This is a genomic window from Maribellus luteus, assembly GCF_003576475.1.
GTDB lineage: Bacteria > Bacteroidota > Bacteroidia > Bacteroidales > Prolixibacteraceae > Draconibacterium > Draconibacterium luteum.
The window spans coordinates 489565-504659 of sequence record NZ_QWGR01000003.1; the positions used below are offsets into that span (position 1 = coordinate 489565).

The 15095-nt window shown below is 44.6% G+C and carries 13 protein-coding genes; 9 read left to right on the top strand and 4 right to left on the bottom strand.

Annotated features, from left to right (window positions below):
* The first annotated feature begins 161 nt into the window (after nt 1-161).
* Both D1614_RS07650 and D1614_RS07655 read left to right on the top strand, forming a co-directional pair.
* Nucleotides 162-1202 carry a sensor histidine kinase gene (locus D1614_RS07650; RefSeq protein WP_119437442.1) on the top strand — a complete coding sequence of 347 codons (1041 nt, stop codon included), beginning with the start codon at nt 162-164 and terminating at the stop codon, nt 1200-1202.
* 92 nt (nt 1203-1294) lie between these two features.
* On the top strand, nt 1295-1996 hold the full coding sequence (locus D1614_RS07655; RefSeq protein WP_119437295.1) for a response regulator transcription factor: 702 nt from the start codon (nt 1295-1297) through the stop codon (nt 1994-1996).
* A gap of 414 nt (nt 1997-2410) precedes the next feature.
* On the opposite strand, the gene D1614_RS07660 is transcribed toward D1614_RS07655, so the two are convergent.
* The 3 genes from D1614_RS07660 to asnS are packed head-to-tail and all read right to left on the bottom strand — an operon-like array spanning nt 2411 to nt 5965.
* Nucleotides 2411-3016, bottom strand: a complete 606-nt coding sequence (locus D1614_RS07660) for a hypothetical protein (protein ID WP_119437296.1) — start codon at nt 3014-3016, stop codon at nt 2411-2413.
* A 1-nt stretch (nt 3017) separates the two neighbouring features.
* Complete coding sequence (rpoN, locus tag D1614_RS07665) at nt 3018-4469, bottom strand: RNA polymerase factor sigma-54 (RefSeq protein ID WP_119437297.1); 1452 nt, start codon at nt 4467-4469, stop codon at nt 3018-3020.
* 59 nt (nt 4470-4528) lie between these two features.
* Entirely contained in the window at nt 4529-5965 is a 1437-nt protein-coding gene (gene asnS, locus D1614_RS07670) for an asparagine--tRNA ligase (RefSeq protein ID WP_119437298.1), read from the bottom strand.
* Between the two features lie 389 nt (nt 5966-6354).
* Here asnS and D1614_RS07675 point away from each other — a divergent pair, with 389 nt between their 5' ends.
* The 7 genes from D1614_RS07675 (at nt 6355) to D1614_RS07705 (ending at nt 14068) form a co-directional block, all read left to right on the top strand.
* Entirely contained in the window at nt 6355-6618 is a 264-nt protein-coding gene (locus D1614_RS07675; RefSeq protein ID WP_119437299.1) for a PqqD family protein, read from the top strand.
* 5 nt (nt 6619-6623) lie between these two features.
* Nucleotides 6624-7670, top strand: a complete 1047-nt coding sequence (locus tag D1614_RS07680; protein ID WP_119437300.1) for an ATP-grasp domain-containing protein — start codon at nt 6624-6626, stop codon at nt 7668-7670.
* Nucleotides 7671-7684: 14 nt separating this feature from the next.
* Entirely contained in the window at nt 7685-9025 is a 1341-nt protein-coding gene (locus D1614_RS07685; RefSeq protein WP_119437301.1) for an alanine racemase, read from the top strand.
* Between the two features lie 6 nt (nt 9026-9031).
* Nucleotides 9032-11263: an urea transporter gene (locus D1614_RS07690; RefSeq protein ID WP_119437302.1), complete on the top strand. Its 2232-nt coding sequence runs from the start codon at nt 9032-9034 to the stop codon at nt 11261-11263.
* Nucleotides 11236-12555, top strand: a complete 1320-nt coding sequence (locus D1614_RS07695; RefSeq protein WP_119437303.1) for a hypothetical protein — start codon at nt 11236-11238, stop codon at nt 12553-12555. Before D1614_RS07690 ends, D1614_RS07695 begins: the two co-directional genes overlap by 28 nt.
* Entirely contained in the window at nt 12543-13169 is a 627-nt protein-coding gene (locus D1614_RS07700) for a tetratricopeptide repeat protein (protein ID WP_119437304.1), read from the top strand. Before D1614_RS07695 ends, D1614_RS07700 begins: the two co-directional genes overlap by 13 nt.
* 107 nt (nt 13170-13276) lie before the next feature.
* On the top strand, nt 13277-14068 hold the full coding sequence (locus D1614_RS07705; RefSeq protein WP_119437305.1) for a T9SS type A sorting domain-containing protein: 792 nt from the start codon (nt 13277-13279) through the stop codon (nt 14066-14068).
* A gap of 3 nt (nt 14069-14071) precedes the next feature.
* Here D1614_RS07705 and D1614_RS07710 read toward each other — a convergent pair whose 3' ends face one another.
* A complete protein-coding gene (locus D1614_RS07710; protein WP_162304446.1) occupies nt 14072-15088 on the bottom strand; it encodes an acyltransferase family protein in 1017 nt (338 codons plus the stop codon).
* Nucleotides 15089-15095 lie beyond the last annotated feature (7 nt).

Consider the following 15095-nt stretch of genomic DNA (forward strand, 5'->3'; position numbering starts at 1 on the left):
AAAGGCTAGTACGAAGCAAACCAATGCTTTGCATTAACAAAACATTAACTAAGCTTAAAATTACTGTTAATCAATTGGTAGCGCGTTTTTTTTACCTTTATGATCCTGATTTTAATAATAGCTTAGCGCGCAAATTCGATAATCAAAGTTTTACACTGCATATGAAGACCTATTCATCAAAATTCCTTTCGGCCATTGTTTCGTCGGTACTTACGATTTTGGCGCTGGCAATTGCCTTGTTGGTATACCATTACGGGAAGCACCTCCTGGTTGTTATTATACCCGTGATCCTGTTTTTTGTGGCTACCTATTATTCCATCCTGTTTATCATCCGGAAATATGTGACCGACCGTATAAAACCCATTTACAATACCATTCGCGACCTTCCGCTAAGTGGTAAAAAGATGGACGAAAAGATGCTCGACCCCAACAGCCTGCTGCTAAACGTAAAGTTTGAAGTGGAAGAATGGGCCAAAACACAGATGAAGGAGATTGAACGCTTGAAAGAGCTCGAAAAATACCGCAAAGATTTTGTGGGCAATGTTTCGCACGAACTGAAAACACCGATTTTCAACATCCAGGGCTATGTACTTACACTGTTGGAAGGCGGGCTGGATGATCCGAAAATCAACAAGCTTTACCTGAAACGTACCGAAAAAAGCATCGACCGCATGGTTTCGATTGTGGAAGACCTGGAGTCGATCACCAAGCTTGAGTCGGGAGAATTAAAGCTGAATATTACCCGTTTCGACATTGTTAAAACCGTAGAAGAAGTGCTTGAAATGGAACACTGGCAGGCTACAGAAAGCAAAATTTCGGTACAAATCGTCAACAAACCCGACCGCCCCATTTATGTAAAAGCCGATAAAAAGCGAATACTCGAAGTGGTGACCAACCTGATTGTTAACGGCATAAAATACGGCAAGAAAAAAGGCAACGTGAACATTTCGTTCTACGATCTGGAAGACAACATAATTGTAGAAGTGGCCGACGACGGCATCGGGATCGAGAAAAAAGACCTGCCGCGTATTTTTGAGCGTTTTTACCGGGTCGACAAATCGCGTTCGCGCGAGCAGGGCGGAACCGGGCTGGGGCTTTCCATTGTAAAACACATTATTGAAGCACATAACCAGTCGATCAATGTAAGAAGCGTACTCGACAAAGGCACCACCTTCAACTTTACACTTGAAAAAGCCAAATAATAACCTAACTTTGTGCTTATTGATAGTGTAAACAAACGTTAATCGTTTATTAACAGTGGGTGCTTACCTTTACAATTCAAATTTTACTTGTTATGAGCGAAAATCAGTTTAAAGTTCTGTTGGTCGATGACGAACTCGATATCCTTGAATTTCTGAGCTACAACCTCGAGAAAGAAGGTTACATTGTGTATACCGCCAAAAACGGTGTTGAAGCGCTGGAAATAGCTGAAAAAGAAATTCCTCACCTGATTATCCTGGACGTGATGATGCCCGAGATGGACGGAATTGCAGCCTGCGAAGAACTGCGTAAAATGCCTGCGCTTGGCAGTACCGTTATTGCCTTCCTGACAGCCCGTGGCGAAGACTACTCGCAGATTGCTGGTTTTGAGGCCGGTGCCGACGATTACATTACCAAGCCCGTTCGCCCAAAAGTACTGGTAAGCCGCGTAAAAGCCCTGTTAAAAAGAACCGGCGAAGCCACGCAGGCGCCCGTTGAAGTGGTGGATTCGAACACCATTACCATTGGGAACCTGCTGATTGACAAGGAACGTTACCTGATTCGCATTGGCGACAACGAGATGATCCTTCCAAGAAAAGAATTTGAGCTGCTTTCGCTACTGGTTTCGAAACCCGGGAAAGTATTTACCCGCGAAGAAATCTATTCCTCGGTTTGGGGCGAAAACGTTGTGGTGGGCGACCGTACCATCGATGTGCACATTCGCAAACTGAGGGAAAAGATTGGCAACAGCCACATCAAAACACTGAAAGGAATTGGCTATAAGTTTGTAGATTAGCCTCCCGTCAGAATAAGAAATTCAACCTTATAATGATAACTACCCTGTCCTGCCCGGACGGGGTTTTTTATGACAGGTAACCGATACCTCATCGACTGTCGTGTCTTATTTGTTTTCACGCTAAGCACGCTAAGAATTCTTAGGAGGCCGCTAATGAAAGAAGGCATGATCTGCGGGCTTTGCACTTCTTTCACCTCTTTGCGGGAACCTGATTTTATCAGCCAAAACACATGTTTTGAAAGCCTTGAAAACAGGGCGTTTCAACAGCACCTAAAAAACACACTACATTTTTGGAAAAACCTAAGGTCTTTTTTTAAAAAAGACGCTTCTTTTTTCTAAAAAGATGCTGTGCTTTTTTGAAAGAGATGCGTAATGCTTAAAACGAAAAACTAAAAGCGATGCTTTTCAACAGGATCAAACAAAATAAACCACGAGGTAAAGTACACAGAATCCAAGGGAATAACCGGCAATAATCTGCCAGATGTTGTGCCGCTCCAGTGCCAGACGAGCGGTTCCCACAATGCCCGATACCAAAATAATGCCCAGCAACGAATAAACCGGGTTTAGTCCGTAGCGGAACGACAGGGCAAAAAACATCCCGGCAAGACCGCCCAAAGCCGCCATATGATTGCTAATTTTCCATTTCAGCGAAATAATGAGCAAGGCCACAATTACCAGCACACTGGCCAGCATGTACATTTTCAGCACCGGAAACACCGATATTCGTCCCAGCAAAACAAAGCCCAGGTAATAAAACACCGCAGCAGCCAAAAGCGGCAGCACACGGTCGGTACTTTTGGGCATGTTAATGTCGAACTTTGTATTTAGCGCCAGCAGCGACACCATGAGCATGGGTAAAATGCAACTGGTAAAAAACACTACCAAAAGAATAAAACGCTTGGCTTCCCACGACAACATGGAAAAGTAAAAACTCGAATTCAGCAACAAAAGAATTCCGAGCGTAGGAATAAGAACGGGGTGAAACAGGATGGAAACTACTTTGGCTAATTTTGGATGCATATCAGAGTTCTTTTCGCAAACGAGCCACCGGAATATCCAGCTGTTCACGGTATTTTGCTACTGTTCTGCGCGCAATGTTGTATGATTTTTCCTTGAGGATGGCGGCCAGCTTTTCGTCGGTCAAAGGCCTGCGCTTGTCTTCGTTTTCAATGCACTCTTGCAGTATTTTCTTGATTTCACGGGTCGAAACTTCTTCCCCGTCGTCTTTCTGCATCCCTTCGGAAAAGAAATATTTCAGCGGATAAATACCAAAATGCGTTTGAATGTACTTACTGTTTGAAACCCTTGAAATGGTTGAAATATCGAGATTTGTCCGCTCGGCAATGTCTTTCAGAATCATAGGTTTGAGCTTGGTCTCGTCGCCATCCTGGAAAAACTCGCGCTGGAAGCTGATGATTTCCGACATGGTAAGCAACAAGGTTGTTTGCCGCTGCTGAATGGCATCGATAAACCATTTGGCCGAATCGATCTTCTGTTTCACAAACAGCAAGGCCTCTTTGTCGTTTTTCTTCGCCTTCTGGCTCTCGCTCATGTTTCTGAGCATCTCCTGGTAGGTTTCGTTGATGGTCAGCTCCGGCACATTTCGCTGGTTCAGCGACAAACTGAGTTCACCATCCACGTTGTCGAGGATAAAATCGGGAACAATGTGCTGATTCGCCTTATTTAACGGATTGCTGTACGAACTGCCCGGTTTCGGATTCAACTTTAAAACATGGTCGATGCCAAACTTTAATTCATCATCGCTCAGCTCCAAACGGGCTTTTATTTTGTCGTAATGCTTTTTGGTGAATTCGGTAAAGAAATCCCTTACAATGGTTTTCGCCAGGTCATAATCTCCGTCTTCCTTCCGGTCGAGCTGCAACAGCAGGCACTCACGCAAATCACGCGCTCCCACTCCGGGCGGGTCAAAATCGTGAATCACGGTCAGAATTTCCTCCAGTTCTTCTTCCGGAACATCCAGGTTCATATTGAAAGCCAGGTCATCGCTGATCGACATCAGGTCGCGGCGCAGGTAGCCATCGTCGTCAATGTTTCCGATAATGTACTCGGCCAGCTGCTGCTGCCGTTCCGAAAGATCGGAGAGAGACAGCTGTTCTGTCAGCGATTCGTGAAACGATGTTCCGACCGAAAACGGCACATCAATGTACTTATCGTCTTTCGAATAATTGTTGGTATTGAGCTTGTAGGTCGGAATCTCATCATCTTCGTAATAGTCATCGATCGTGAATTCCTCGTTGTCCACATCCCGGTTATCCTCCTGATCCTGCAGGTCCGATCCTTCATCAAGCGACTGGTTGTCAGACTCAAGTTCCAGTACCGGGTTCTCCTCCAACTCTTTTTTGATGCGCTGCTCGAGCTGCATAGTAGGGATTTCCAAAAGCTTGATCACCTGTATTTGTTGAGGTGACAACTTTTGGAGAAGCTTTTGCTGTAGTGTAAGTCTTTGCTCCATATCCCAAAATTAGTTGCGCTAAATTTAATACTTTTTTTGGAGCAGCACCTCTACAAACATCAGAACTCAGCATTTTTTGGCGTCCTCGGGAAGGCGATCACGTCGCGAATGTTCCCCATTCCTGTGACAAACAATATGAAACGTTCAAATCCCAGCCCAAAACCACTGTGTACAACCGAACCAAAACGACGGGTATCGAGGTACCACCACATTTCGTCTACAGGAATATCCATCTCCTTCATGCGGTTTTCCAGTTTTGTCAGGTCTTCTTCACGCTGTGAACCACCAATGATCTCACCAATCTGCGGGAACAACACGTCCATTGCCCGAACGGTTTTGTTGTCGTCGTTCTGTTTCATGTAGAAAGCCTTGATGTCTTTCGGGTAATCCGTCAGAATAACCGGGCATTTGAAGTGTTTCTCCACCAGGTAGCGTTCGTGTTCGCTCTGCAGGTCAATTCCCCATTCAACCGGAAACTGGAACTGGTTCTTTTTAAACGGTTTTGAATTTCTCAGAATATCGATGGCCTCGGTATACGTGAGGCGGATAAAATCGTTGTCGAGTACAAACTGCAGTTTTTCGATCAAGGGCATCGAGCGCTGATCCTGCGGTTTGTTCTTTTCTTCCTGCTCCAGGCGTTGTGCCAGAAACTTCAGATCGTCCATGCAGTTATCCAGCGCATATTTGATACACGATTTCAGGAATTCCTCCGCCAGGTCCATGTTGTCTTTCAGATCGTAAAAAGCCATTTCAGGCTCAATCATCCAGAACTCAGCCAGGTGGCGGGTTGTATTTGAATTCTCGGCCCGGAAAGTAGGTCCGAACGTATAAATTTCACCCAGCGCCAAAGCTCCCAATTCTCCTTCCAGCTGCCCGGAAACCGTGAGGTTGGTGGCGCGGCCAAAAAAGTCCTGAGAATAATCGATGGCTCCTTCTTCTGTTAACGGAGGATTTTTGGCATCGAGTGTTGAAACCCGGAACATCTGCCCTGCACCTTCGGCATCACTCGCAGTAATAATCGGGGTGTGCAGGTAGTTAAATCCTTTTTCGTTGAAATATTTATGAATGGCAAATGCCATGGCGTGACGAATACGGAAAATGGCGCCAAACGTATTGGTACGGAAACGCAGGTGCGCATTTTCGCGCAAAAACTCCAGCGAGTGTTTTTTCGACTGAATCGGGAATTTCTCCGGATCAGCTTTTCCCAGCACCTTAATTTCGCGGGCATTCAGTTCGATGTTCTGTCCGCTTCCGGCCGATTCAACCAAAGTTCCGGTAACTGCCAGCGAAGCGCCGGTGTTAATGTCGCGCAACACTGCTTCGTCGAAACTCTCAACATCCACCACAATTTGAAGATTATTGATTGTGGAACCGTCATTTAAAGCAATGAAATTTACATTTTTACTTCCCCGCTTTGTTCTTACCCAACCTTTGGCAACCACTTCGTCGCCTGCTTTTCCACTTTTTAAAATGTCTTTAATTTTCAAACGTGCCATGATGTTTCTTTTTACATTCAAGAAGCAGGGATGCAGTCTTTCCTCTTGTTATCCTTCTTCTTCTTTTTCAAAGAATTCAGACTGTACCTGCCTGTTAAAATTTGAGCCTACAAATTTAATTTTTATTGGAAATAATCGGAGTCCACACGAAATTTTCAGGCATCTTTTAATAATGACTAAATATGACCGCATATCTCTCCGAACTTTCAACATACTGTTTTTAAACATTTGTCCTGTTTAAACTGGAACCTATTCCTCTTTTTTGAGTAAAAAACAACTGACATCCACAAGTTTTTTCCTGCAAGTGTGTCAAACACATGTTTAAAACAAAGTAGGTTCCAAAAGTGGGCACAACTCAAAGCATTACATAATAATACAGACAAAAAGCAATGAAAATTACGGGAGAAATAAAAATCAGCGACAATGGTTTTGTTTTCAATTCAAGGACCGGAGATTCGTTCAATCTCAATCCTTTTGGCCTTGAATTGCTGAAGAATATTGAATCAGGCAAAGACTTCGACCAGATAAAAAATGAAGTACTCGACCGATTCGACATTGACGACCTGACATTTGAAAAAGATTTTTACGAATTCTGCGCCTTGCTAAAGCATCATCAAATCATTTCGCAGGACGATCCGCTTGATTTCAACTAAACGCCATGGACAAACAAAAAATTACGATAGCGGTAACGGGTCTGAACAACACGGACAACCCCGGACCGGGCGTTCCGGTAATTCGCGGAATCAAGGAGTCGGCCGTGTTCGAGGCCCGCATTATTGGCCTGGTTTACGAGAACCTGGAACCCGGTATTTATATGGAAGGATTGTGCGACCGCATTTTCCAAATTCCCTATCCGTCGTCAGGTTCCGACGAACTGATCGAGCGGATTGAAGCCATTCACCGTTCGGAAAAGATAGACGTACTGATTCCGAATTTCGATGCCGAGCTCTTTTCTTTTATGAAAAATGAAGAGCGGCTGGCAAAACAGGGCATCCACACTTTTCTTCCGGGGCTCAAACAATTCCAGGAACGGGAAAAGGACAAACTCGAAGAGTTCGGCAAAAAATACGGAGTAAAAGTTCCGGGAAGCCTGAATATGGGAAGCCTCTCGCAAATTTCGGATCTGGAGGACAAATTCGATTACCCGGTAATGATCAAAGGCCAGTTTTACGATGCCTATGTGGCACAAAACGAAGAGCAGGTAAAACAAGCCTTTCATAAAATCTCGGCCAAATGGGGTTTCCCTGTTATTGCCCAGGAATTTGTACGCGGAACCGAAGTAAACGTGATTGCCTTGGGCGACGGAAAAGGAAACACCGTTGCTGCCGTTCCGATGCGCAAACAATATATTACCGACAAAGGAAAAGCCTGGGGCGGCATTACCCTGGCCGACGATAAAATGATGGAACTTACCCGCAACCTCATCCAAAAAACCAAATGGAGGGGCGGCATGGAACTCGAACTCATCAAAACCAACAAAAGCGAATATTACCTCATTGAAATAAATCCGCGAATTCCGGCCTGGGTCTATCTCGCCGTGGGCGCCGGGCAAAACATCCCGGAAGCGTTGGTAAAACTGGCGCTTGGGCAAAAAGTAGAGCCGATGACAGAATACAAAATCGGAAAAATGTTTGTGCGCTACTCCTACGATGCCATTGTAGACCTGGAAAAGTTTGCCGCCATTTCAATGAACAAGGAAATTTAAAAACAGAAAAGAACATGGAAAAAATAGTCTACGAAAAACCCGTTATCAGTAAAATAACTGCTGGCGTTCCCAATAAATTCGGATTGCCGACCAAACTAAAAACCATTTCAGCCATTGATGGCATCGCTGTTGAAAAACTCATGGAAGACTACGGTTCTCCGGTGTTTGTTATTTCCGAAAAAACCATTCGCGAAACTTATGCCGATGCCAAGCAAGCGTTTGAAACGCGCTATCCGAAAGTGCAGTTTGCCTGGTCGTACAAAACCAATTACCTCGATGCGGTTTGCAGCATTTTCCACGACGAGGGCTCGTGGGCCGAAGTGGTTTCGGCTTTTGAGTTTGAAAAGGCACTTTCGCTTGGGGTTAACGGATCGAACATTATTTTTAACGGTCCCGAAAAATCAGCTGACGATTTGAAACTGGCGATTAACCACAATGCCTGTATTCACATCGATCATTTCGACGAACTGTATTTGCTGATAAAAGTTACACGCGAACTCAATAAAAAAGCACGCGTGGCCATCCGTATTAACCTCGATGCGGGCATTTATCCGATCTGGGACCGTTTTGGCTTTAACTACGAAAACGGAGAAGCCTGGAATGCCATTAACCGGATCATGCTGGCCGAAAACCTTGATCTGATCGGGCTGCACACGCACATTGGCACCTACATTATGTCGGCAAATGCTTATGCGATTGCAGCTTCCAAACTGGCCAACCTGTACATGGCCACTCACCGCAAATTTGATCACTGGCTGAAATATGTAGATCTGGGTGGTGGTTTTGCGTCGAAAAATACGCTGAAGGGTGCGTACATGCCGGGAACCGAAACCTGTCCGTCGTTTGACGAATATGCAGAAGCCATTTCGAACGCCTTGATTTCATCCGAAATTCCACATGAAAACCTGCCCGTGTTGTTCCTCGAAACCGGCCGTGCCCTGATCGACGATGCAGGTTACCTGCTCACCACTGTGCTGGCCAACAAGCGATCCACTCACGGACGCCGGACCATGGTAATCGATGCAGGAGTGAATTTGCTGTTTACCTCTTTCTGGTACAACCTGGGTGTTTATCCCACAAGGGAATTGTCGTCGCATGTGGAGGAAAGTACGATCTACGGGCCGCTGTGTATGAACATCGATGTAATTCGCGATGCCATTAATTTTCCGCAGGTGAAAACCGGAGAAAAACTGGTGATTGAACGGGTAGGCGCTTACAACATGACACAGTGGATGCAATTCATCACCTTCCGCCCGAATGTAGTACTGATCGATCTGGACGGAAAACCACACATTATCCGGAAGAAAGAAGAACTGGCCTCGTTGCAAGATTTCGAACAAAATCCTAAAAGATAAAAAAGCATGCCGCTTTCCGTCGTCAACAGAAAAGAAATGCTGAACTCGGTTTTGAACAGCTATTCGCAGGTGTTTTTCTCGGGTTCGAAACTTTTGGCTGTACTACTCATTATCATCAGTTTCTTTGATTACGGTGCCGGCATTGGCGGATTACTGGCGGTGCTGGTAGCCAACACGCTGGCTTGGGGGCTTGGGTACAACCGCTACTTCATCAGCACGGGTTTGTACGGCTACAATGCCTTGCTTGTGGGATTGGGAGTTGGGCTGTTCTACCAGCCTTCACCCGAAGTGTTTTTGCTGATCGGAATTGCGGCGGTAGTAACTTTTTTCATTACCATCGTTTTCCAGGGGGTATTGTACAAATACGGCCTGCCTTTTTTGAGTATCCCGTTTTTGTTCGGAATCTGGATCGTAGCACTATCCGGGAGCGACTTATCGGCGCTGAACATCAGTGAGCGAGGCATTTACACTTACAATGAACTGTATTCGATAGGCGGGCAAAGTTTTGTCGATTTTTATGATTTCCTTGAAAACAACATCCGAAGTTCCTTTATCCGAATCTACTTCCATTCGCTGGGGGCTATTTTCTTTCAGAGCCATTTGTTAGCCGGAATTATTATTTCAATTGGCTTACTGATTTACTCGCGAATTACGTTTGTTTTATCGCTGCTCGGTTTTACCGTCGCCTACCTGTTTTACCACATTGTGGGCATCGAATTCAACTCGCTGGGTTACACGTTTATCGGGTTCAACTACATCCTGACCGCCATTGCGTTGGGCGGTTATTACCTGATTCCCGGACGAGTGAGTTATGCCTGGATTATTTTGATGCTTCCCGCAGTGGTGCTGGTCACTACCAGTACGCAGCAAATCTTTTTACTGCTGAGAATTTCCGCCTATTCACTGCCGTTCAATATTGTGGTGCTGATGTTCCTGTACGCATTAAAACTGCGCGAGAAACGGCCACGCAAGCTGATGGAAACACCCGTTCAACTCGGAAATCCCGAGAAAAATCTCTACTTGTATTCGGGTAACCTGAAACGTTTTCCGGCAGCTTTCCCGGTTTCTGCCAGCCTTCCGTTTTTTGGCGAATGGACCGTAAGCCAGGGCCACAGCGGGGAATACACCCACAAAGGACAATGGAAACATGCCTGGGATTTTGTGATCACCGACCGAAACGGGCAACAGTTCAAAGGCTCCGGCGATTACCTGGAAGATTATTTCTGTTTTGGGAAAGCCGTTGTCGCCCCTTTTGACGGAACCGTTGTTGAAGCGGTGAATCATGTGGAAGACAATACAATTGGCGACGTAAATACACGGGAAAACTGGGGAAACACAGTGATCATCCAACACAACGACACGCTGTATGCCAAATTGAGTCATTTAAAATATCACTCGCTGGAGGTAAAAGCGGGCGACCAGGTGAAAAAGGGACAGATACTCGGGCGGTGCGGAAATTCCGGCCGTTCACCCTATCCACACCTGCACTTCCAGTTTCAGGCAACACCGTACATTGGTTCGCTTACACTCGATTATCCCTTTGGCAACTACCTTCTGAAAGAAAGCAATGCTTATACGCTCAAAAGTTTTGATTTCCCTGAAAAGGATGCCATCGTTGTGAATCCCGCCAAAAATGAAACGCTGGCTAAAGCCCTGCATTTTATTCCGGGTCAGCGGATAAAAGTGAAGGTTGAAGTCGATTCAGCCAAAAGCAAATGGAAAAACATGACCGGAGAATATGCATGGATGGTACAAACCGATGTATACAACAACACCTTCCTTCAATGTGAAAAGGATGATGGAGTTGCTTACCTCTACAACACCGACGAGCTCCATTATTTCACCAACTTTACGGGAACAAAATATTCACCGCTGTACTGGTTTTTTATCGCACTTTTTAAAGTTCCCACCGGATTTCTTCCCAACAGCAAGATTCAGGATGTTATCCCTGTAAATCTGATGTTTTCAGGTCCTTTACAATTTTTGCAGGATTTTGTCGCCCCCATCTTTTTATTTCTGAATACCAACTATCAGTTAACGATGAAAGATGCTGGAGACATTCTTTCGTCGGGCGACCTGGAAATGGAAGCAAGCGTCAATAAAAATATTCTGGGAAAATCGGTCCGCTCTTACGAAATCGGTGTGCGGATAAACACCGAAAGCCAGATTGAAATAAATGTAATTTTTAACGAAGCCAAGATCAAACTAACATGTCAAAACGAATTGGAATCACTCTGATATTTCTGTCCTTTTTATATGTGCTGAATGCGCAGGAAAAATGGAATTATCCCGAGGTGGACAAGAAATCGTATGAGCTTTTTCTCCAGAAGGACTGGAAACAGTTGATCGCCTTTAACGACTCGGCGCGTCAAAACGGGATCGACTATTTCAACCTGCAGGCCCGAACCGGAATTGCTTATTACAACCTGGGGAAATATCGGAAATCAACCAGATGGTTTTTGAAAGGCTGGGAAACCGATCAGCAAATGGAGTGGCTGCAGGAATACCTGTATTACAGTCTGCTGTTTTCGGGAAGATCGACCGAAGCCGGGAGAGTTGCCAAAGACTTTACGGTTGCTCTTCAGGAAAAAATCAATTACCAGAAAATGCAGCCCTTACGAATGGCATTGGAGGCGGGATTCAGCTTTAATGCCGATTTTGATCAGCTTAAAACAAGTCAGTTGCACAATAAAGCCGCAGTAGGTAGTGACTACGGTGAGGCATTTTTTCTGAAAAACTACCATTTTGGATCGCTCGATTACAGTCACCGGCTTGCTCCGGGCCTGAACCTGAATCATAATTTCACCTACATTGGCGTAAACCGCGACGAACAGTTGTTCTGGGGATCGGAATACAACTTTCCGATGGACATTCAACAATACCAGTATTTTCTGAGCCCGAATTTCGCCCTTGGGAAATGGTATTTCTCGCCATCTTTAAATTTCGTATGGGGAAACTACGACCTGATTCTGGGCAACTACGATCCCGGCTCATTTTACACAATGAGAAAAAAGTATTCTGATTTTATTTTCTCCGCTTCGGTCTGGACACATTGGGGAAATTTTTCGCCCGGAGCAGAAATAAACCTCGCCAACATCAACGATAAAAAGTTTACCCAGGCTTCAGCATGGCTGACGTTTTACCCGCTATCAAATACACGTTTGTACTTCACTCCGCGTGTATATTTCAAAGGCGATTCAGAAAACAGTTTCAGCTATAACACTTTCGGGTTTTCGGGTGGATTTCAATTGGGGCCCTTTCATTTTTACGGCAACTACCTCGATGGAGAGATGGAAAACTTTGTGGAATCTGGCGGTTATGTAATTGCCAATTTTCCCGGACGATCCACACGCAAATTTATGGGTAGCATTTACTTCCCTTTCGCCAAAAAATACCAGTTTGTGGTGCGCTACCTGAACCAGGATGTGATCGAGAAATACCAGGTGTACCGCAATGCCATCCCCGACAATTTCATTGAATACAGTTATATCAAGCAAACCATTACAGCAGGAATATCATGGAACTTTTAAAAAGAAAATTACTCGCGTTGCTGATTTTTTCAGCGACCGCTCTTCAAATAGTTGCCCAAACCAACCAGCAAGCTCTTGAAGCTGCGTTCGGTAAAAGCTACACACTGGAAAAAACAGGGGATTTCTCCGCTTCGATGGATCCGTTAAAGCAGGTCTACGATGAATCCTCGTACGAAATCAATCTGAGATTGGGGTGGCTGAATTACAATGCAGGCCTTTTCGACGAATCCATTATTTTCTATTCGAAGGCACAAAAACTAAAACCATATGCCGAAGAAACCCGATTTGGACTGATTTTACCATTGGCTGCGCTGGGCCGTTGGGATGAGGTGATTGGCATCTACGATAAAATTCTGGAGATCCACCCAAACAATACCGTTGCCATGTACCGGCTGGGTTTGGTTTATTACGGCCGGAAAGATTACAACAAAGCTTATCCGCTCTTTAAAAAGGTGGTCGACCTGTATCCGTTTGGCTACGATGGTCTTCTGATGTTGGGCTGGACTTCGTATTTTCTTGGAAACTACAACCAGGCGAAGGTGCTGTTCAACAAAGTAAAGCTTTACAATCCCGGCGATGCGTCGGCACAGGAAGGGCTGAAACTTATCAACTAAAAATATCAATCAATGAAACGAGCATGAGAAATTCTTCACACATTGGCAGATAATTAAAATCATGCGAGTTCCATCTTATACCTTAGAAAACAAACAATTTTAATAAGATGAAAAAATCAATCCTGCTACTCGCGTTTGCATTGGCTTACTTTTTCAGCCAGGCACAGGTGACACTGGATCACACGTACAACTACTCGGCAAACGTTGTGAAATTCGAAACCCTTGGTTACAAGTACTACCTAATGGATGTTCCGCGTGCTGAATGCCGCATTTACAATATGGATCATTCCTTGTACAAAACGATTGCATGCTCTGTTCCATCGGGCTGCTACTTGTTTGATATTAAATTTCTTTCCGAAAAAACCTTTGACAGCGATACAGGAATTGAGTTTCTTTATTCGTATTACAAATACTATTCGGGATCGGATTATTACGAGTACGACAGCCGGATCATCAACGAAGACGGCAGCGAAATTGTATTCATCGATGGCGCACTGTACAATTACATCAACAAAACGGGTGAAGACGAGTACAAACTCTTTTCGTATTGTTACAATTTCTCCACTTTCCCGGAAGTGATTTGGACCAATATTTATTCGCTGCCCGGAGCGCCCGTTCTCAATGCGTCGGTTCTGAAATCAAGCGAAGACTGGTCGCTAAATGCTTACCCCAATCCGGGTAGCGAGACAGTGAAAGTGGCTTATTCACTCCCGACCAATGTATTTTCGGCCACTTTACACCTGGTTGACCAATCGGGACGCCCGGTTAATCAATTTACTGTTGATCGTTATTCCGATCACCTGGATTTAAACGTTTCCTCGTTAACAAGCGGGGTTTATATGTATTTTATTGAATCGGAAGGTCAAAAATCTTCGGCACAAAAACTGGTTGTTCGATAGAAATCAAGCCAGTTTAATTTTTGTTTTTGCCAGCAACCAGCTCAAAATCAACGATACGAACAAGATTCCGAAAAACCAAAGTGGAAATCTATTGAGCGCTTGTGTTTGATAGATGGCGGTTGCTATGTTCCCGATGATCAGCCACTGCACCACATAAAGGAGGGTGATGTTTTTGCCCATCCAGGCCAGAAATTGTTCGATCCGACTTAGCCGAAATTTCTTCACTAGCAGGTAAAAAATGGTGGTCCAGATGATCAGCAATCCCAAGGCCCAAAATCCATATTTAAAGCCGTGGTGATAGTAAGCCGGTAAGTCAACCGAAATATTAAAACCCATTTTACTGAAACAGATCACGGCTGCCACCAAAAGCACGAATACCGAAATTGCCCATTCTTTTTTTCTGCTTACGAATTGTTTGATACTGTCCTCTGCAAAAAAGAAAAAGTAACCAGCCAGTGGATAAGCCAGCCATGGAAACAAAGGAAAATACGACCAGGAATAGTTCCCGCCAATAAAGGGTGTAATGTAATTTCGTTCCGGAAAAGTCAGCATTTCATTTACCGGGCCACTCAACAGCAAAACACTCAGAAGCAACAGCAAAGAAACAATCACCTGATATTTTTTTATCAGCTTTAGCAAGGATAAGAGAATGATGCTGAGGCCTGCGAGGTAAAGAATATCCACTCCAAAAATGTATTCCAACGGATTGTAAGGCCAGCCGGCATATTTGATTTTTAGCAGCAAATGAAAATTCAATCCGATATTCAGAAAGAATCCCAGAACAAAGATTTTTACGCCTCTTAATAAAGTCCGCATAGTGGTCTTTTGGCTTTTTGCAACAAAGTACCCCATCACGATCATAAAAACCATAGCAGTGAAGGGTCCGCCCAAAAAAAGCGAAACCTTCCCAACAATCGATTCCCGGCCTGCATAATCGATAAACAGCTCCATGATGTGCACCTGAATCATAAATAATATGGCCAGGCCTTTCAGCAAATCAGGTATGCGTAATCTTTTCATTTTTGGA